The organism is Alphaproteobacteria bacterium, assembly GCA_023898745.1.
Taxonomy (GTDB): domain Bacteria; phylum Pseudomonadota; class Alphaproteobacteria.
Genome location: CP060237.1, coordinates 510230 through 529925, shown reverse-complemented (window position 1 = coordinate 529925; position 19696 = coordinate 510230). Strand labels below are relative to the sequence as shown.

Below are 19696 nucleotides of genomic sequence, written 5' to 3'. Positions count from 1 at the left end.
TTACTTATATTTTATATATTTATATTAAATTTATATTGAAATATTAATGACTATTTGATATAATAAGTTCAGAACAAAATGATATTTGCTAATGATAAGGAGCTTTTTATGACGACGACATTATATTCAGAAGACGATTGTGCAAAGTGCGAGAAACATGAAGTCCATTTCAAGCCTCAATATCCTATCATAACACTTGGAAAATGCGTAAAGTGGGACACAAAAAGAGAAGAGAGTGGTCTTTATACTATTCCTGCAGGCAGCAACGTAGCAACATTAAAAAGCTTCATTGAAGAAGAAGGAAAAATTCTTTGGGCATCAAAGTGTCATGGAAACACAATTGTTTGTATGAAATCCATATGTCAATTGCAAGATGCAATTCAAAATCTTAAAACGGTTCTTCAAGGTGGCACAGCAACAGACGAAGAAGGCGAAGGCGAAGGTACAAGCTTTGACTATTAATAATAGCTAAAGCGCCTCGAGCTCATGAACATTATTTAAAGGAACGGTATCAAAATGTTAAGTATTTATTTTTTGTCTAAAAAAGCGGCAATTTTTCAGTGGGATATCTATGAAGAAAAGGTATCTCTAGAAAACAAAAATGCTATCTTGGATGTATTAGGCCGTGTTCAAACAAAAACCCTTTATTTGTACGATATAAGAAAAATTAATACAGAGATTTTGACCGCTCTTCTTGAACTTATTGATATCAATCTATTTGGCAATCAACTACAAGTTGTGAATGTCAACAAAAACCATCCCATGATGTTTAAAAACTTGAACTATGATTTTCAAATAATCACAGTTGAAGAGGAAATAAGTATTTCAAATTCTTGTTTGCAAGAAAAATGTAATACAAATCCTAAAGAATCTCCTTTTATAGCTCTTGGAGATTGTTTGACTTGGGATACTCAAAAGATAGATAACCAATATGAGGTAGTTGAAGGCAGTAGCGTTGCAACTATACAAGAGCTTCATAAAAGAAATGGCGATATTGCATGGTCATCTCCAGGCCATGGCAAAACGCTTGTATGTTTTAATGATTTGCAACAATTAAAACATGCGATGAACAACAATTTTTTAACAGGATGGGCTGTCTTCTTGAAATAAATTTTTACATTTATTTTTAGAAGATTGCTGCAATATGCAATCTGAATAAATTGGAACATTAAAAAATATAAATTAATAAAGATGCACGATAAGCATCGTACAGTATATATGTAAAGGAATCATAATGACGACTACAACTGAAAACAACTGTCCAGGCTGTCCAGATTGCACGCAACCAGAATCAAATAAACCTTGGATTTTCTTAGGATGCTGCTTTGTTTTTGACTTAGAAAAAACAGAAGAAGGATTCAGCAACGGACCTAACGTAACAACATTGTTGGAACTATTAAAGCATAACGCAGATACAATTATCTGGAACTATGAATGTGAAACTTGCCCTGAGCATCACACTAAATCTGGTTGCAGAACTGTTGTAACTATGGATATTTGCAAACTAAGACATGTTCTTGCAACAGAAGAATTGTCTGACGCATTAAACCTTGAGAAATGCGACGGTTAAGTTAACAATGTCATAATGCTTTGATCCTTTCCCTTTCTTCCCCATTGAATTGAGGGAATTTTTCTCAATTTGATGAGGAAGAATCAACTTCCTCGGAAGAAAGGATCAAAAACTATGACATGGGGTTCAACAACCAACAATACAACGACTACAACAACGACTACTTCAGAGTGTACAAACTGCGAAACGCTAGAAGATAACACTCCAAAATTTAGTCTTGGATGTTGCATTAAATTAGATGCAGATACACAAGCAAGTCTTAAAACGATTTGTGAGAAAGTGGATATTTCTTGGAATAGCACTTGCAACGGACGTACAACAATTTGTACAGATGGTATTCAAGCGCTTAAAAATCTACTAACTAGCAGTGATCAAGACGCTGTAGAATTGAGACATTGTCTAAACCTTACTTGGTAAGAATAAGTTGAAAGAAGTGTAAACTTCTTTCCTTCCCATTGAATTGAAAGACACCGTTATTCTGAGTAAAATGAAGAATCTTTTGATCTATTATGAGAAAACCCTTCGTTTCACTCGGAATGACAAAAAAATGTTCGCTTTTATGGGGAGGAAAAATCCTCCCAGATCATGAAAGGAACATTTAAAAATGTCATACAAAGATATTTTATCGTCATTAAAAAATTCTGTAGAAAGTATAAAGCAAGATGCAGCAGCAGCTGCAAATAATGCAAAAAACAGAAAAAATGATGGCGATATTGATAGCGCAAAAACAGAGGCTGAAATTGCAAAAAACAAAGCTCTCGAAGCAAAATCTCAAACCAACCAAGCAAAATATGAATTGAGAAAAGCTCGTAAAAAAGCAAAATCTCCAGAAGAAATTGCAGAATTGAATGAGCTCATTGCTGCTGTAGAAGAGATGAATGCAATGGCGTCTGACGCGGTGCAAATTGCAAAAGATTCATACACTGATATTGGTGAAGATGATCCGCTTTCCGAGTATAGGCAAAATAGAGCTGGAGATTTTGCACTAACAGAATCTAATAAAATTGCTCCTGATAACACACCTGGCATTACGATTGGGAAAGACTTAGTGTGGAATAAGGATGTCATTGCTCAACTCCAAGCACTAAGAGATAACGGTGGTGATATTATATGGAAAAATCCAACTGGAAAAACGATTATTCACACAAATAGCCTTGAAGAAGGTGCCGAAGTCTTAAAAACACTCTCAAATCTTGGGCATCTTCAAGTTGAAGATGCGCTCGATTTGAAAAACGACGACTAATAGATTTTCTGGGTACGTCCTGGTTAATCTCTTATTCAACTGCGAGCATTTTTTTGATGACAGTTTCATCATGTAGCTCATATTCTTTCCCTTGAATCTTTTGATATTTTTCATCACCCCTTCCAGCAATCACAACAACATCATTCGATCTAGCAATAGATATCGCATGTGCAATCGCTAATTCTCGACCATGAATTTCAAAAGCAAACGATGCGCCTTCCATAATATCTTTTCGAATCAAATCAGGGTTTTCAAATCTAGGATTATCTTCAGTTATAATCACCATATCAGCTAAGTCTGATGCAATTTTTCCCATCATAGGGCGCTTGGTTTTGTCGCGATCACCGCCACATCCAAATACAACAATTAAATTACCTTGTGTAATTGGACGTAACATTTCCAAAACATTTTGCAGCGCATTCGGTGTATGCGCAAAATCAACAAAAATCTTTCCACCTTTTTTGTTAGAGCCGACATATTGCATACGCCCTTTAGGTGGCGTAAGAAGCGGTAAAATTGGCTTCACACGGTCTAAAGAAAAACCAGATAATAAAACGGCTGCTGTTAGGTTATGCAGTTGCGCTTCACCAAATATTTGTAAGTCATCTGTAGGAAATGGAAATTCATCCCCGTATGTAACAGTATTGGGAAAATTTTCATTTATAAGTCGCCTGCCATAAGGGCAGTTTTTATAAATCACTTTGAGCGTCTCGGGACCAGCTAACTCTGTAAATAATCTGCGCTTAGATTGGAAATATTCTTCCATTGTCTTATGATAATCCAAGTGCTCATTTGTGAGGTTTGTGAAACAAACTGCTGCGAGTTTGCATGTGTCTGTTCTGTGTTGATCGAGCCCATGACTTGAAGCTTCAAATGCGAAATAATCTGCAGGTAAAAATTCCAGTATTTGACTAAACACTATCGGATCTACAGTGGTTAATTTAAATGCATCGTCATGGCGAAGATCCGCAGGATCTGTGGCCATCCATGATGGATCACCACACCCCGCTTCGCGAGACGCGTGATGACAAAAATCCCAGTCTAATCCAAGAGAACCAAGACTTGCACCCTTCACGCCTAGATGTTTCCAGATTTGACGCAAATAGGTCACAACAGATGTTTTACCATTGGTTCCTGTAACAGCAACACAATACTCAGGCTGCTTATAGTTTCTTGCTTTCGCAAGCTCTTGGACTAAATATAATCTAGGATTATCTGTAACAATAAAATCTGGTGCTAAATGCGATAAATGCTTTTGCCCAATAATTGTGGTAGCGCCACGTGCTAACGCATCTTTTATATATTCTTCTTCTTTAGGATTTGGGACACATACAAATGTATCGCCTTTTTTGACAGTTCGAGAATCGTTTCGGATCATGAAGGTGTTAAAGTTTCATCCCCTTTATTCCAGTTACAAGGACACAACCCACCTTCTTGCAGCGCATCAAGGACACGCAAAACTTCTTGAGGATTTCTTCCTACACTTAGATCTGTAACCATAGAAAAACGCACAATACCTTCTGGATCAAGAATAAATGTTGCACGTTGGCTCACACCTTCATTTTCATCCAAAATTCCAAGGGCTGTTGATAAGTCTCTCTTTAGATCTGAAAGCATTGGAAATTTGATATTTGGCAACTTTTGACGTCTCCACTCCAAATGAACAAATTCATTATCTGTACTTCCACCTAACAACACTGCATTTCTTTTTTCTAGCTCTGGCAACATTGCATCAAATGCTAAAATTTCCGTTGGGCAAATAAACGTAAAATCCTTTGGCCAAAAGAAAATCACCTGCCATTTACCTTTGTAACTTTCTTCATTTATTTCAACAAATGCATCATCAATATCATTAGACACAACTGCTGTAAGGTGGAATTTTGGGAATTGGTCACCAACTTTAATCATGCGCTTCTCCTTATGTACACCCGTCATCCTGAGCACAGCGAAGGATCTTTTTGAGTATGTCGCAAGAAGATCCTTCGTGCTACGCACTCAGGATGACGAAACTTATATATACCCATGATAAACAATTTGTAGGTAAAAATAAATGAAGAAGATAAATATAAAAGACGCTCGTCATGGCGAGATTTTTGTCAGAAAATCGTGGCCATCCATATTTTCTGGATCACCACATCTCGCCTTCGCTAAAGCTACGGCGGATTCGTGATGACGTGCCTATATTTCTCCTACATCAACTCCTTATAAACTTCCTGATTCGCCAATACCTGCTTCACATAATGCTTTGTTTCTTTAAATGGAATCAGCGCAATAAATTTTTCTTCTGATATCTTCTTTGGATCACCATAAATATCCACCCATTTTTTGACATTAAAATCACCAGCGTTATAATCACACAGCATCAAAACAACTGAATGATTGTATATGTCTTTCAAAGCACAAATATAACGACCACCCCACTCAAGGTTATTTTTTGGATCTAATATTTCTTCTTCTGTTGCAGCGTAGCCTGCATATTTGCATGCCGTTTTTCTGATAAGCTGCATATACCCCAAAGCATTTGCGCAACTTCTTGCTCTTGGATCAAATAAACTTTCTTGCTTGATAATCCCCAAATAAAATGGGCTCTTTACACCTGGTAATGTTGGATACAAACATTTAAGTTTTGGCGTTTTGCTAAACCTCATCTGAGCATATAATCCCGCCCATAAAGTAAAAGGCGGGCCAAATTTTTGATCAACTTTTTCAATAAAAGCGGCGGCTTGATCTAGTGTGTTTACATCCCTTCTCATGACAGCAAATATAAACTCCTTTAATACCTCAGGATCAGATGTATCTAGAGCAAATAAAGCTTTGATCAAATCTGTTTGCTTGGTAAATTTTGTCGCAATCATGAAAGGTGGCGATTTTAATTTCAATCTCTTTAAAGCTTTTTGACCAAAATATGTTGTTGGGTAGGATGTGGCTTTTTTAAACCATTCAGTATCATTTTGAATCATACCAAGGTAATAAGCTGCGTAACTCTTTGAGCTTGGATTGCCGCTGCGTGCATAAATATATTGCAGCGGCTTTACAAGTTTCTTTCTGTAACCTAAAAGGTGATATCCAATTTCAATCTTAAAAATCACAACATCGTTTTGCAAATGAGATCCTCTTAAAGGCCCTTTATCCAATATTTCATAAGCCTCTCTAGGTCTCTTTTTTTGAACCAATTCCTTCGCAAGCCTCAATCTTTCATACGCCCATTGCTGCGCAAAAGTATTTTGATCATGCTTGAAATTCCTCAAAATCAGATAAATATCATCAAATCGTCCTTTGGATCTTAAGTGATGCAGATACGCCAAAGTTTCTCCACGTGAAGGTGTTTTAAGTAACTTAATTCTCGGTTTTTTTTCTAGACAGTCATGCCGAAATTTGGCATTTCTCTTAAATTTTGAAACTAGCAAGCCGTAAGCTGAGAGCATATTCGACTGTTTTGTTACATATAAAAAATCTAATCGTCTTAAATGCGCTTTGCGATTTAAATAAGTAAGATACTTCTTATACCACTCCATCTGCTCATCTAACGTCATGCACGTCGTTTGCCAGATATGCCTGATATGCTGAGCTTTTTTATGCTTTGGTAAATGATGGATATACACTGCATGTGCCTGCAAAGATATTGGTTTGTATTTACGAAACCAACCCAGCGCTTTTGCGCTGGGTGTTTTTGTTGTGATATATACCTCACCCTTTTCAACTACTTTTTTCTCGCGCGGCCATCTGGGGTATTTATCTAAAAATGCTTGAATATCTTTAAAAGAATGCGTGACATTAGGATCTGTCATTTCTTTCCATAATGCTAAATTGGCAAACAAAAGGAGCATTCTTTTTAGGTTTTTAAGTTCTTGTTTTATTATGACACTGATTTGATACTCACGTCATCCTGAAAAAAACACCGTCATGGCGATCGGAGCGTGGCCATGATCACCACGGCGCATTTCATGCGCCTTGTGATGACGAGTTTATTTAACCAGCCCTACCCTCTTCAGAAGCTGTGTGCGCGATGTTGCCAAAAATTTCAGCAATATAGTTATCGCTTTTCTTAGAGCGCTCGATGGGTGTTGTGTATTCTAACATCACTTGCTTCTTCAAAAAATGATCTATGAGTTCTTTTTTAACCAAATTTCCTTCTTTATCAAAGGTAAGTTTCAACAATATATCATTGATAATTTTCCCTTGAAAAAATGCAACATATTCTTTTTCTAAATATACGTAATACCAACTCTTTTGATCCACGGACATAGCATTTGGAGCATTAAATTTTTGCAAAACAGATTGTTTATTATCCTCTTTCACAACCAGATGTGCACTTTCTTCTTTTAAATTCTCAAACCCAAAGGTTTCAATTCTCCCTTCGCACGCTGTGAGGAATAGACAGGTGATGGCTAATAAAAAATGATAAACTTTTTTCAAAATATTGTTTTGCTGATGAATTCATCCTATTAATAATAATAAGAAATGCAGGGTGTAAAAGCAATGAACAGACTTATAGACGTTAAAAAACAGAAGGTTTTTTCATTTGAAGCAACCCCTAGTGATTTAAACGCGGTGGAGGAAAGGTTTGATTTTGAGAGCGTTCCATTTATTAAGGGAGAGTTTACAATTCGACGCGATGATAGTGTCATACCGTGTTTAGTGCTTGAAGGTAATGTCACATCATCCGTAAAACATAATAATCAAGATATCAATGTTGAAGATAAAATAGAGCTTTATCTGGTAAAACATGAAGACGACATTGAAAAATTTGACATACAGCAGGATGTGGAAATTTTGGAAGACGACAAAATCAACATTGGTGAAGTGATTGCGCAATATATCTATTTAAATGTCACGAATTCGGATGAATAAGCATGGTAGAAAAAAAAGTTATTTACTTTGATTATAATGCAACACGCCCCATAAGAAGTTCAGTTAAAAAATTGTTAGCTGAAATGTATGAATACACAGGCAATCCTTCATCTATTCATACACAAGGCGCTTTTATGAAAAAGAAGCTAGAAAATGCTCGCACATCTGTTGCAAAATCACTCTCGATTCACACCAAAAATATTATTTGGACAAGCGGCGCAACAGAAAGTAACAATACAGTTTTACAAGGTTATAAAGGTCCTGTAATCGTTTCTGCTGTTGAACATCCTTCTGTTTTTAATGTTCGCGAAGACAAGCTTATCTGTCGTGTAGACAAAAATGGTGTCATAAATTTACAAGCCTTAGAACATCTGCTGCAAAAATACCCTAAAGCATTAGTATGTGTCACAGCAGCGGTTAGCGAAACCGGGGTGTTACAACCACTTGAAGAAATTATAGAGCTTACACATAAATTTAAAGGTTTTGTTTTTTCTGACTGTGTTCAAGCTGTGGGGAGAACGCAGGTTCCATGGGACAAACTAGATGGATTTTCGTTGTCGGGTCATAAAATTGGCACCCCTTTTGGTATTGGCATGTTAGCGCTTAAGCCAGCCTTGAAACTTCAACCTTTAATGATTGGTGGCGGACAAGAAAATTATAAAAGAGCTGGAACAATCAATGTTTATGGCGCATTAGCATTTGCGCAGGCGCTAACTGAAACGCTAAATGAAAGCTGGGATTATGTAAAAAAATTACGCGCTACGTTTGAAACAGAGTTACAAAAAATTTATCCAGACGCTATCATTGTGGGGCAAGATGCGCCTCGTTTACCTAACACAATCGGCCTCATCACACCTAATCTACTTAGCTCAACGCAAATGATGAGCTATGATATTGAAGGATTTTGTTTATCCTTGGGTATTGCATGCTCATCAGGTACAATGAAAACAAATGAGAACTTGGAGCGCATGGGTTTTTCAAAAAAACTTGCAGATTGTTTTATACGTATCAGTCTAGGCACAGATAATACGCTAGAAGAAGTTCATCGTTTCTTAGAAGCGACACAAAAACTCAAAGGAAGGAGTCAAGCAAAATATGCCTCATAAAACTATCAAGCTTCCTGTTTATTTAGACTATCAAGCTACCACACCCTGCGATCCGCGCGTATTAAATAAAATGCTACCCTATTTCACAGAAAAATTTGGAAATCCACATTCTAGAAATCATAAGTATGGTTGGGAAGCAGAAGAAGCTGTGCAAAAAGCAAGAGAACAAATTGCTGCTTTAATTAATGCACACCCAAGTGAAATTATCTTCACCAGTGGCGCAACAGAAAGTAATAACATTGCTATAAAGGGTGTTCATAACTTTTATAAAGGTCATGTGATTACAAGTCAAATTGAGCATAAATGCGTTTTGGAAACTTGCAGAAGTTTAGGCACAGATGTAACATATTTACCTGTAAAATCTAACGGCATTATCTGCATCAAAGAATTTAAAAAAGCTATTCGCCCAGATACAAAGCTTGTCTCTATCATGGCAGCCAGCAATGAAATTGGAACTATACAGCCTATCAAACAAATTGGAGAAATTTGCCGTGAAAAAGGGATCTTTTTCCACACGGATGCAGCGCAAGCTGTAGGAAAAATTCCTATAGATGTCAAAGAGATGAACATTGATTTGATGAGTATTTCCGGACACAAACTTTATGGACCAAAAGGTATTGGATGCTTATATGTAGGTAAAAAACCACGTGTACGTATTAAATCTATTTTATCTGGTGGCGGACAAGAGCGAGGCATGCGCTCAGGAACTTTGCCAACACCTTTGTGTGTAGGGCTTGGTGAAGCGTGTGAAATTGCAAAAGCAGAGATGACTATAGAGCAAAAACGTTTGAAGAGCTTTCAAAAGAAAATTTATGATGCGCTTATGAACAACCTCGAGGATGTATATCTGAATGGTGATCTAGAAAAACGTCTGCCTGGAAATTTAAATTTAAGCTTTGCATATGTTGAAGGTGAAGGCTTGATGATGCGACTAAAAGATTTATGCATATCTTCAGGATCTGCTTGCACCTCTGAATCTCTAGAACCCTCTTATGTGTTAAAGGCTATTGGTGTGGGTGAGGATTTAGCTCATACCTCTTTACGATTTGGACTAGGTAGATTTACCACACCAGAAGAAGTAGATTATACAATTGACCGCGTTATTAAAGAAGTTAAAAGTCTTCGTGAGATGAGCCCGTTATATGATATGGCGAAGCAAGGGATTGATATCAAGAGCATCAATTGGGTTGGGCATTAACGCCTGCCGAACCGTCATCACCGAGGCGCATAGCGCCGTGGTGATCCATATGGATGGTCACGCTACGCTCGCCATGACGAACATTTTATGGTTTAATGAAATATATTTATAAATATGAAAAACCATGCTTTATATTAAAAAACTGCACCCTGATGTTCCGACCCCGAAATTTGCAACACCTGACAGTGCGGGCATGGATATTTGCGCGTCTATTGAAGAAGAGCAAGTTTTAAAACCGGGAAAGCGCGCGTTAATTCCAACAGGATTTTGCATGGAATTACCCAAGGGCTACGAAGCACAAATCAGGCCTAGATCAGGCTTGGCCCTAAAGCATGGGATTACAGTTTTAAACACACCTGGAACAATTGATGCAGATTATCGTGCAGAAGTAAAAGTGATTTTAATCAACCTTGGTGAAGAAGATTTTGTTATTACACCATGGATGCGTATTGCACAAATGGTTGTAGCAAAAATTACACCTGTAAAATTAGAAATTGTGGAAGAGTTGGATAACAATACACAAAGAGCCTTTGGTGGCTTTGGATCTACGGGGGTGTGATGTTTAGAGCATGCATTATAACTTCGTCATGGCGAAACCCTGAAGGGGCTGCGGCCATCCGTACTGGATCACCACAGCGCTATGCGCCTCGTGATGACGGAGAGCTTTATGCGCCTCGTGATGACGGAGGGCTTTATACGTCTCGTGATAACGGCAGGTCATTATGATGCTCTTCCTCTTCGCAGATGCGGTTGCAAAAAAAGTTGAATATTTCGCTGCCACTAACACAAAAAAAGTTCAGCGCTTTAAAGGGCCTGGCACAAACTATCCGTTGATGCATATCTTGTCACAAAAAAACTATCCTGTGAAGGTTATTGGAGAGTTTGATAACTGGTGTCGTGTGTTATGCGTAGATGGCGAACTTGGATGGATTAAGAAATGCTATCTCAGCACAAAATATCGCCGTGCAATTACAATAAAGAATACGCATTTGTACGATGGTGCTTCAAACCATTCGAGAACTATTGCTCAACTTCATAAAAACGTGTTCGTGCAAATTAAAAGCACAAAAGGTGAATTTGCCTATGTTATGGTAGGGGAAAAACGGCTTAAAGGTTTTGTGCCTTTGAAGGATTTGTGGTGAGATGAGTATTCATCATGATGAATCCGCCGAAGGCGGATGTGGTCATCCACACCGGATCACAACGGCGCTAAGCGCTTCGTGATGACGTATATTCAACTTTTAGTTTTCTAGCAATATCTTTACTATCTTTGCCTGCTATGCCGCTTGCCAAAATATCATCTTCAGGAATTGCTCCAATTGAAAATGCAAGAACTTGCAACTGCCACAACTTTCTTTTTTCTGTCGCAATATATGTTTTTAGCTGCTCATCTGTATAAGCATCTATTACCGCTTCAATCTTATCAATGGTTACGTTTTTTATCCACTTTTTAAGCAACGCTCTATCAGCAAGTTTCAAATCGGTAAAACGATTCTTTAGTATAAACCTTAATAATTCAAGAGGAGCGCGCTGTTTAAGTTTTTCAGAATATAAATCTCTTAACTCTCTAGCAATCGCTCTTTTATCGGCTTGAATATTATCTTCTGCCTTAATTTTACCAATAGCAAATGCAAGAATTTGCAGTTGAGACAACTCTCGACTACTTGACGCAATATAACTTTTAAGCTCCTGATCAGTATATACATTAATTGCTGTTGCATCTTTTTTCTTTGTGGTTTTTTCCATCCATTTTTTAAGCAATGCCTTGTCGTGTTCATTTAATAATGCAAAATGATTTACTAGAAGATTTTGCAATGCGTCTTTTTTCTGAACATTCGCAGTCCATTCAGGTTCATTATTTAAATCTTGTTTTAAAAATGCGTTATTCAATTTCTTTAACTCCGAAAGTGCTCTACCGCCTTCAACGTATGCAATAAAATCAGTTATGGAATTTGCTTGCATAAAACTATATAAACCTAATCTTACAGCATCTAGAACAAAAGGCGTTTGATATGCTTCTCTCAAGCGCCCAACTAGAGCCAGTATTTCCGCTCCTGTTTTTTTGAAAAACTCATACACTTCTTGCAATTCTTCAACTGTTCTTTCTTGAACAACATATTTATCAAAATCCGCTTTATCTTTTTTAAACTCTTGCCAATCTTTGTGTATTAAAGAAAAATTCGGATTCGATTTCATCTTTTTTAACTCTGTTATTAGTGCTCGCTTTCTCACAACCCGATCTTTACAAAAATTAAATGCAACCTCTAGATCTTGGAGTGTTAGAGACTCATCGTCTGCATAAAGGTTTATATCTCTTTTTCTTTCTTGCATCCAGTCAGATTTAATATAGTTAAAATCTGGAAAATTTTTGAGCTGCTCTATGAGCTTTTGCTTTCTTTCAAGCGTCTCACGGATAAACTCAACAGAATCTTGCAACTCCTCTAACGTGAGAGAATCATCTCTTACATAATCTCCGCGCTCTTTTCTTCCAGAACTTAGCCAATCTGCTGCAATAATTTCAAAATCTGCAGAACGAAATGTATCAATTTGATCTCTTAAACGTCTTTTTTGGTCTTGTATTCTTTCAACGTCTTTATTGAGTTTTTTTATAAACTCTTCATTTATAGACTCTTTAGATAAGCTTGCGCCTAGATCTTCCACCTCCTTAGATGACAACGAATCAACAACGACATGCTCAAAGTCACTTAAAGCCGCTTGCCTTTCTTGCTGATCTTCAATTTGTGATAGTTGCGCGATAACATCTGAACGAAATTCTGTTGCTAAAGGTGCTTCTGGTAAACCAGCAAATAAAAATAAAATCATAAAACACCTCCTTCTAATAAAATGCCAACAGAAATTTTATATCGCATTTTTGAAGCCATAGAATCATTTGTTGTTTGAGGAAGGGACACACCTTCAATTGCGAGCGCCTTGATATCTTGCTTCGCAATCAGATAAGCATCTTTCTTAACTGAAGCTGCATTAAAACCAAACTGTCCTGAACCTATTAAATACACATGTTTTTTCAATTGATACTTTACCTCAAGCCCAGAGAATAAATTCCAAAAATACGGTGTATAAACCTTTCCTTTGAACTTATTTTCATCTGAAAGATAAAAGGCTTTATCTTTAAACCCAACATCTGATGAACTAACTTGCGTATCCACTCGGTAAAAACGCCACAATTGCGCACCTAATAGACCAGAAAGCGTGCATCTTTGGGTTATTTGATATCCAGCTGCTAGCTTGATTTGACCTAGATCTTTCACATCACCTGCTGCCAAAACCCCAGCATTTCCTGTAACTTCACAGCTCATCTGAAATGGCGCTTTATAAAACGTAACTCCGCCAGATAATGGAAACCATATCAGTTTATCTGTTTTACCTTGTTGCGCTGTGACATTATAGTGATTTTGCGAAAATGACATTGCTTCCGCATCTTGTAAGCTGGAAAAACCACCTCCAAGAGAAATAAACCAATCAAAAATCATAAATATTTATGTTAATATATACTTGCAGTTATTATAACATGATATTTGATTTAAATCAAATTATTTTTAAGGGGAAAGAAAATATAGAGAAATTTTAATAATAGAGTCTTTAAACATATTGTGCAAAAACTCAACATGTTTACTTTTATCCAAGCAATAATTCTTATTGAACTACACAAGGACCACTAGTGCAACAACCGCCCCCTTGTGGCCCGTTACCCCTACTAGAAGATGTGTTGTTAGGAGTGCGTGTAGAAACGCCAAGTTCTCTGTTATTTCCTGAACCCCTTGTAGGCTCATTAGAGCTCGAACGTTCTTGTGTGCGCGCTGCACTATCACTCCCCTTCGCCACAATTATGCCTTCTATCAATCTTGCTCCAGCCTGCATGTCGTCAAGAGTAACGCCCTGACCAGCAATCAACTTTGCTAACTTTCCAGCTTCATCTTTACCAAGAAAATCATGGGCTTGCAAATCTACTGCAACCAATGCAAAATCTTGCGCTCTTGCGCCGCCAGCATTAAATGCTTTTAACTGTTCCTGCATAGCTTTTTTAGTCGCTACCTTTTCATTGATAAACGTAAGCGCAGCTCTCATATCTTCAACAGATACACCTTCTTTTCCTGCAATAAAATCCTCAAGACTGCCCTTGTGATTAATTTCAGATGCCTGGAAATCCTTTTGCACTAAGGCGAGATCTGCTTTTGCAACTTTACCAAATTCTTGCGTTAACTGTGTTCTTTCTGTCTCTAAAGTTGTTTTTCTTTGTGTTACAGCGTGCAGAACTGTTTCAGGAACTTTTGCGTTAGCATTTGCAAATGCCTTTGTAACACTTGCCACTTTCCGCTCAGGAGAGTTATGCAATTCATCAACTAATATCTGTCGAGCTCGCTGCTGAGAAACCGCCTGTGTAGCATATGCAGCATCAAAATCAAGATCACTATCACTACAAATCAAATGTAAAATCATAAAATACCTCCCGATTCGATCAACAGACCAACGGAAAATTTGTATTTCATCCTTGAAACAACCTCACTAATATTACTATTAGGAAATAAAACGCCTTTTGCATGCTTTGACCCTGAAGCTTTATTAATATCTTGACTTGCAATTAAATAAAGATCTTTTTTGTCTTTAGTCTGATTTAGTCCAAACTGCCCTGATCCTATTAAGTAAACATGCTTTTTTAACTGATATTTCAACTCAACACCGCCAAAAAAATTACGAAAACGAGAGGAATAAACACTACCATCATTCTCATTTTTATCAGACAGGTAAAAACCCCCATCAGTCAAATCGGCACCAGTTTTAGTTCCACCACTTTTCTTTGGGAGGATTGCAGGTGCGCTCAATTTCACATGCATCTTGTTTACGCTCCACATCTGCGTTCCAACCAACCCAGAAATCACAAGCTTATCTGTCGCTTGCATACCAATAGTAAACTTAATTTGTCCCAAATCTTTCACATCCGCACTGCTTGCAGCTGCTGCAACGTTGCCTGCAACCTCAAGCCTTGTGTGCAAACGTCCTTTATTCCAAGACAATCCCAAAGATGCAGGAATCCAAGGTAGTTTACCTGCTTCAACTCTTTCTACTGTTGCCTTAAATGGGTTACTTGCTAATTCAATTTTTTTATTGTTGTCATCATCTAACTTGGAGAATCCGCCTGCAATGGAGACAAACCAGTCTAAACCTGTGATACCTAACATACTCATTTTTTACTTATCTGATTATAGCTAAATATACCAAACGAAAATTTCGCTTGCAAGCAAAAAAATGGTTAATTTGAAGTTAAAGTATTAAATATTGTTATCCTGATCGAACAAAGTGAAAGAGGGGTCTTTTTGAGTTTGTCTTAGGAGGATCCTTCGCCTTCGGCTCAGGATGCCGGAGCGTGTTGCGGGAGGTCCTGTCATGCTGAATTTCGTCATCACGAGAAGCGCAGCGACGTGGCCACGCTTCGCTCGCCATGACGGCGCACAACGCTATTCAAGAGGCTCGCTGCGACATCTCTTTCTTCACCTGCTCCATCAATGCCTTCACCAACTCTTCTTTCGTCTCATTAATAAACCGAGAGTTCATAATGCGCATGCGTGAATTCAACTGTTGCTTCAACTTACGCCCCTGCTCTTCTATCTCAGCTAAAGACATGGCTTGAATCTCCTTCACCTTCTGCTTTGACTCATCTTGAATCATTTTCAGTGTTTTCTTAAGATCGCCATCAGGTTTTTTTTCTTCCATAATATATCCCAGTGATACACGTTGCAGGTATCGCGCTGTTTCTAGAAAGTTATCCATTTGCTTTTGCTTATCTTTGAAAAATGCCCCACCTTTTTTACGCATGATAGAAATGAACATAACGAAAAATAGACTAAAAGATAAAGTGTAAATATAAAATTCAGGATGCTGCATCTTTGATACCTTTTATACTTTGGATTTTGCTGATAATTTCATCTTTATTTTCCGCAATAAATGGCTTGACGTGCTCTAAAATGTTTTGTTTTTGCTGCTCGATAGATTTTTCAAGCTTTTTAATCATCAATTCATGCTCTTTTTTAATTGCCTTAATAGTTTCAACTTGCTCGTGATGAATCTTTTGATATGCTTCTTCTATCTCTTGCTTTGCCGCTTCTTGCGCCTCTTCAATTTGCTTGAGTTTTTCTTTCTTAAGCGTAATCACCTCTTGTTGCAAATATACCGCTGTATCAACCTCATTTTTGAGCTTAGAAAGCCTTTTGCTCAACATTTTCTTGTACTTTGGCAACACTAAAAACACCATGCCCCCTAAGACAATAGAAAAGCTTATGGTTAACCAGAAAAATTGAGACGGAAATGTCGCAACATCAAATTGTGGAAGCATGTATCAGCTAAACAAAATGAGTATGGAAACAACAAGCGCAAATAAGGCCACTGCCTCTGTAAAGGCTAGACCTAACATCATTTTGTTAAAAAGATCATCTTTGGCAGACGGGTTTCTTGCAGATGAGTCGATTGCAGATGAGGCAATACGCCCCAAAGCAAGAGCCACGCCGATAAGTGGCAAAAGTGCAATTGCAGCGGATAAAAGCTTGATGTCCATGGTCTGATGCGTTTATTGTTCCCTACTAATGTAAGTTTAGGACATCGTTTAGATAAAGACAAGTTAACAAAGTGAAGACGTATGCTTGAATAACTGCAACAAATACTTCAAACCCAATTAAGAGAACGTTAGCACCAATCGGGAGAAGCGAAAATGGATTTAGACCTAACAAAACAGAAAACCCTACGAAAATTTTCACCATAATATGCCCTGCTAACATATTTGCAAATAACCGCACAGCAAGACTTATAGGTTTGGTAAAAAACGAAATAATCTCTATAGGAATCAACAATGGCGCCACATAAACTGGAATACCTTTAGGGAAAAAGATACGAAAAAACCCAAGTCCATTGTGGTAAAAACCGCACCCTATAATAAAGAGATACATACTTGCAGCCAAAAATAAGGTCATTGAAATGTGGCTGGTCGTTGTGAAGGCGCCCGGAATAACACCAATTAAATTGGAAAGTGCTAAAAATAAAAATAACGATATTACCAAAGGAAAATAGGTCATGTCACCAATATACTTTTCTGTCATCGTTCTCACAAATTCCATTAAGGTATCCACAATCACAAATCGCTTCTCATTCAAAAGCATATAAGGAATCGCAATGCATAGAACTGCTGCAATCAACATGCAAAGAGAAGAGTTGGTGAAAGAAATATCAATAGATCCAAACTTCAGCGGAACAAGTGTTATAATTTTGAACTGATCAAGTGGCGATGCCATTGTGTGATCTATCTCCTTTCCGGAACGTCGTCATCCCGGGATTTGGCGTAGCTAAAGACCCGGGATCCATTAAATCTTACGTGGATCCCGGATTCTCGCCTTTGGCTCGCTCCGGGATGACGGTAATTAATGCGCCTCACTACACCATTTTGTCATGATTCAAGCGCTTATACCAAGCCAGCGCCAAAAATGCGCTCGCACACACCCCTGAAACACATACCACAAAGAAAAAGGCATTCCATCCAAAATGATCTAACAACCAACCAGAACCTACGCCCGTCAACGCCGTTCCCGCATACCCAAAAAATCCTGTAAGCCCCGTTGCGGCTCCAGACAATCTTTTATCAGAATAATCAGTTGCTGATATCCCTATCAAAATTTGCGGTCCTGTTAAGAAAAAGCCAATCGCCCCCATAAGGAACATCAGTAGCGTTGCATTACCCCCAGGAAGTTGCCACAACACAAAGATAAGAATAGTGATCACAACCATGTAGATCGTACTTACAATACCGCGATCGCCTTTAAAAATATGGTCTGAGATATACCCAGCAACAATCCCACCAACAACAGCACACACATCTTTCATCGCTGGATTCGTAATTGTTGCTAACGTCTTTACCTGCTTAAACTCAGCCAAAAACTTAGGCGCCCATATAATAAGAGACATGCGCACATAATATAAGAAGAAGTTTGCACAACACACATATAATACGAGAGGATTCTTATACACAAGCTTCTTAAGAACCTTCCAGTCATACAAATCGATCTTTTTATCTGTCTTGCAGACAGATTCAAAGCCCATAGATTCTGGCGTATCTCGCAAAAAGACAAACAAAAATAATGCTGCGCATAAAGATAAAAATGCAGGAACAAAAAAGATAAAATGCCAATCCTTAGAAAACATCCACATCACAAAGGCCACAACAAAGTAAGCAGCCAACCCACCAAATTGTTGCGATGCATTCAAAAGCGACCATCTCAGGCCAAGCTCTTGCTTCGTAAACCAACTTGAAAGCAGCTTAGCGCATGGTGGCCACCCCATAGATTGAAAGCCCTGATGCAACATATATAATAAGACTAAAGATGTAAACGACTGAGAAAAACTCATTGACATCACCATTAAAGCAGATCCAAGTAACCCAAATGACATAAAATATCGTGCGTTCACACGGTCACTAATTAACCCATTAATACCCTTGCCAAATGCATGAACCAAATTGCCTAATGTGATAATTACACCAATATCGAAGTTTGAATATCCAAAAGATTTTTGGAGCAAAGGAAATGCATAAGAAAAAATGTTGTTACGAATCAGATAAAACCCAGCGTATCCAATGAAAATTGATGCAAAAATACGTGCTTGCCAATACTTAAATTGCTTCATGGTTTTTCATCTGGGTATGATTTATAATTTTGCATTTTATAAGGAATTTGTAAAGACGCAAAACGCACCGTCCTAGCGAAGTCCCGAAGGGACTGCGGCCATCCATGAATCACCACAGCGCTACGCACCTCGTGATGACGAACTACCCCGCCCGCTTCTCCACGCGGTCTTGACTGGAAAACACAGCCTTAATCAAAACAGCCAGCTCATTTCGTGCGGCAATGTGTGACAAACGCATTTGCATTCCGATTTCAATCAAATCCAACAATGTCACACCTTGCAAAAACAATTCTTTAAATATAACACGCTCTGTAAACCCTGAAATCAAACGAAATCCAATGCGTGGCGCAAGCGCGCTCAGGATTTTCTCAATCTCCATATTGTTATTTGAACTCAAATTACTCAAACGATTACGCACTACAATCCAATCAATTTGCCCACCATCACGCTTGGCTTTTTTCATTTTTTGCTCCCAAACCGTTTGAGAGTATAAGCTTGGCTTAATATCTTTGGCATCTTTAGAATTATCATTCACACGCACCAACATATCCAAGTCAATAAAACTGTCATTAATCGGTGTAATTAATGTAGATGCATACGAATGCGCTACTCGTGACAAATATGTGTCATTACCTGGCGTATCCACCACAACATAATCACAATGCGATAATTTTTCCATAAGCGCTGCAAAATTCTCTTCATCCTCTTTATGTGCCTGTGTCACATTATCATTTGCAGATTTGTGCAACTCATGATGCTCTGGCATCGGCAACTTCGCAGATGGATTATTCTCAAGGTGACGTTTTCTGTTATGAAAATATCGGGTCAAGGTGCCTTGACGCGCGTCTACATCTATAGATCCAACTTTATGCCCCTTTCTCAAGAGACTTACTATAAGATGCATGGACAAAGTGGACTTCCCTGTTCCACCCTTTTCATTGCCCAAGACAATTACATATGGCTTTTTCATTTTTTTCAGTACTTTTTTTTAAAGTGTAGCAAGATCAAAACGTGAAAACAAAGTGTGTTGTTTTTTTACAGCAGGT

Annotated in this window: 24 protein-coding genes; 10 read left to right on the top strand and 14 right to left on the bottom strand. The window is 38.0% G+C overall.

All coding sequences use genetic code 11. The annotated features are described in order from the left end of the window. The first annotated feature begins 108 nt into the window (after nucleotides 1-108). The 5 genes from H6850_02615 (at nucleotide 109) to H6850_02595 (ending at nucleotide 2813) form a co-directional block, all read left to right on the top strand. A complete protein-coding gene (locus H6850_02615; protein USO01986.1) occupies nucleotides 109-462 on the top strand; it encodes a hypothetical protein in 354 nt (117 codons plus the stop codon). A gap of 54 nt (nucleotides 463-516) precedes the next feature. Then, the gene (locus tag H6850_02610) at nucleotides 517-1110 is read left to right on the top strand and encodes a hypothetical protein (protein ID USO01985.1); all 594 of its coding nucleotides are present in this window, start codon (nucleotides 517-519) and stop codon (nucleotides 1108-1110) included. 124 nt (nucleotides 1111-1234) lie between these two features. Then, complete coding sequence (locus tag H6850_02605; protein ID USO01984.1) at nucleotides 1235-1570, top strand: hypothetical protein; 336 nt, start codon at nucleotides 1235-1237, stop codon at nucleotides 1568-1570. A 114-nt stretch (nucleotides 1571-1684) separates the two neighbouring features. Further along, complete coding sequence (locus H6850_02600) at nucleotides 1685-1987, top strand: hypothetical protein (protein ID USO01983.1); 303 nt, start codon at nucleotides 1685-1687, stop codon at nucleotides 1985-1987. Between the two features lie 187 nt (nucleotides 1988-2174). Beyond that, nucleotides 2175-2813: a hypothetical protein gene (locus H6850_02595; GenBank protein USO01982.1), complete on the top strand. Its 639-nt coding sequence runs from the start codon at nucleotides 2175-2177 to the stop codon at nucleotides 2811-2813. A 31-nt stretch (nucleotides 2814-2844) separates the two neighbouring features. Here H6850_02595 and H6850_02590 read toward each other — a convergent pair whose 3' ends face one another. The 4 genes from H6850_02590 to H6850_02575 form a co-directional block, all read right to left on the bottom strand. Then, the gene (locus tag H6850_02590; GenBank protein ID USO01981.1) at nucleotides 2845-4191 is read right to left on the bottom strand and encodes a UDP-N-acetylmuramoyl-L-alanyl-D-glutamate--2,6-diaminopimelate ligase; all 1347 of its coding nucleotides are present in this window, start codon (nucleotides 4189-4191) and stop codon (nucleotides 2845-2847) included. Beyond that, complete coding sequence (locus H6850_02585; protein USO01980.1) at nucleotides 4188-4721, bottom strand: peroxiredoxin; 534 nt, start codon at nucleotides 4719-4721, stop codon at nucleotides 4188-4190. The genes H6850_02590 and H6850_02585 overlap by 4 nt, the downstream gene beginning before the upstream one ends. 281 nt (nucleotides 4722-5002) lie before the next feature. Further along, on the bottom strand, nucleotides 5003-6640 hold the full coding sequence (locus H6850_02580) for a transglycosylase SLT domain-containing protein (GenBank protein ID USO01979.1): 1638 nt from the start codon (nucleotides 6638-6640) through the stop codon (nucleotides 5003-5005). A 142-nt stretch (nucleotides 6641-6782) separates the two neighbouring features. Next, nucleotides 6783-7229, bottom strand: coding sequence for a hypothetical protein (locus H6850_02575; protein ID USO01978.1), 447 nt, complete (start codon nucleotides 7227-7229; stop codon nucleotides 6783-6785). A 45-nt stretch (nucleotides 7230-7274) separates the two neighbouring features. Here H6850_02575 and H6850_02570 point away from each other — a divergent pair, with 45 nt between their 5' ends. The 5 genes from H6850_02570 (at nucleotide 7275) to H6850_02550 (ending at nucleotide 11110) form a co-directional block, all read left to right on the top strand. Continuing rightward, a complete protein-coding gene (locus H6850_02570; protein ID USO01977.1) occupies nucleotides 7275-7664 on the top strand; it encodes a hypothetical protein in 390 nt (129 codons plus the stop codon). 2 nt (nucleotides 7665-7666) lie between these two features. Further along, complete coding sequence (locus tag H6850_02565) at nucleotides 7667-8770, top strand: cysteine desulfurase (protein USO01976.1); 1104 nt, start codon at nucleotides 7667-7669, stop codon at nucleotides 8768-8770. Then, on the top strand, nucleotides 8760-9968 hold the full coding sequence (locus tag H6850_02560) for an IscS subfamily cysteine desulfurase (GenBank protein ID USO01975.1): 1209 nt from the start codon (nucleotides 8760-8762) through the stop codon (nucleotides 9966-9968). Before H6850_02565 ends, H6850_02560 begins: the two co-directional genes overlap by 11 nt. Before the next feature lie 124 nt (nucleotides 9969-10092). Further along, nucleotides 10093-10527 carry a dUTP diphosphatase gene (dut, locus tag H6850_02555; protein USO01974.1) on the top strand — a complete coding sequence of 145 codons (435 nt, stop codon included), beginning with the start codon at nucleotides 10093-10095 and terminating at the stop codon, nucleotides 10525-10527. 166 nt (nucleotides 10528-10693) lie between these two features. Further along, nucleotides 10694-11110, top strand: coding sequence for a hypothetical protein (locus H6850_02550; protein USO01973.1), 417 nt, complete (start codon nucleotides 10694-10696; stop codon nucleotides 11108-11110). Nucleotides 11111-11177: 67 nt separating this feature from the next. Here H6850_02550 and H6850_02545 read toward each other — a convergent pair whose 3' ends face one another. The 10 genes from H6850_02545 to H6850_02500 form a co-directional block, all read right to left on the bottom strand. After that, nucleotides 11178-12791, bottom strand: coding sequence for a hypothetical protein (locus tag H6850_02545; protein USO01972.1), 1614 nt, complete (start codon nucleotides 12789-12791; stop codon nucleotides 11178-11180). Further along, nucleotides 12788-13459, bottom strand: coding sequence for a hypothetical protein (locus tag H6850_02540; protein ID USO01971.1), 672 nt, complete (start codon nucleotides 13457-13459; stop codon nucleotides 12788-12790). Before H6850_02540 ends, H6850_02545 begins: the two co-directional genes overlap by 4 nt. Nucleotides 13460-13622: 163 nt before the next feature. Beyond that, nucleotides 13623-14426: a hypothetical protein gene (locus H6850_02535; protein ID USO01970.1), complete on the bottom strand. Its 804-nt coding sequence runs from the start codon at nucleotides 14424-14426 to the stop codon at nucleotides 13623-13625. Continuing rightward, nucleotides 14423-15172, bottom strand: coding sequence for a hypothetical protein (locus H6850_02530; GenBank protein ID USO01969.1), 750 nt, complete (start codon nucleotides 15170-15172; stop codon nucleotides 14423-14425). Before H6850_02530 ends, H6850_02535 begins: the two co-directional genes overlap by 4 nt. 274 nt (nucleotides 15173-15446) lie before the next feature. Beyond that, nucleotides 15447-15869: a hypothetical protein gene (locus H6850_02525; GenBank protein USO01968.1), complete on the bottom strand. Its 423-nt coding sequence runs from the start codon at nucleotides 15867-15869 to the stop codon at nucleotides 15447-15449. Beyond that, the gene (locus H6850_02520) at nucleotides 15856-16317 is read right to left on the bottom strand and encodes an ATP synthase F0 subunit B (GenBank protein ID USO01967.1); all 462 of its coding nucleotides are present in this window, start codon (nucleotides 16315-16317) and stop codon (nucleotides 15856-15858) included. Before H6850_02520 ends, H6850_02525 begins: the two co-directional genes overlap by 14 nt. A gap of 3 nt (nucleotides 16318-16320) precedes the next feature. Continuing rightward, on the bottom strand, nucleotides 16321-16536 hold the full coding sequence (locus H6850_02515; protein USO01966.1) for a F0F1 ATP synthase subunit C: 216 nt from the start codon (nucleotides 16534-16536) through the stop codon (nucleotides 16321-16323). Between the two features lie 25 nt (nucleotides 16537-16561). Then, nucleotides 16562-17266, bottom strand: coding sequence for a F0F1 ATP synthase subunit A (locus tag H6850_02510; protein ID USO01965.1), 705 nt, complete (start codon nucleotides 17264-17266; stop codon nucleotides 16562-16564). 139 nt (nucleotides 17267-17405) lie between these two features. Next, a complete protein-coding gene (locus H6850_02505) occupies nucleotides 17406-18650 on the bottom strand; it encodes an MFS transporter (protein ID USO01964.1) in 1245 nt (414 codons plus the stop codon). Nucleotides 18651-18792: 142 nt separating this feature from the next. Beyond that, entirely contained in the window at nucleotides 18793-19620 is an 828-nt protein-coding gene (locus H6850_02500) for an AAA family ATPase (GenBank protein ID USO01963.1), read from the bottom strand. Nucleotides 19621-19696: the final 76 nt, after the last annotated feature.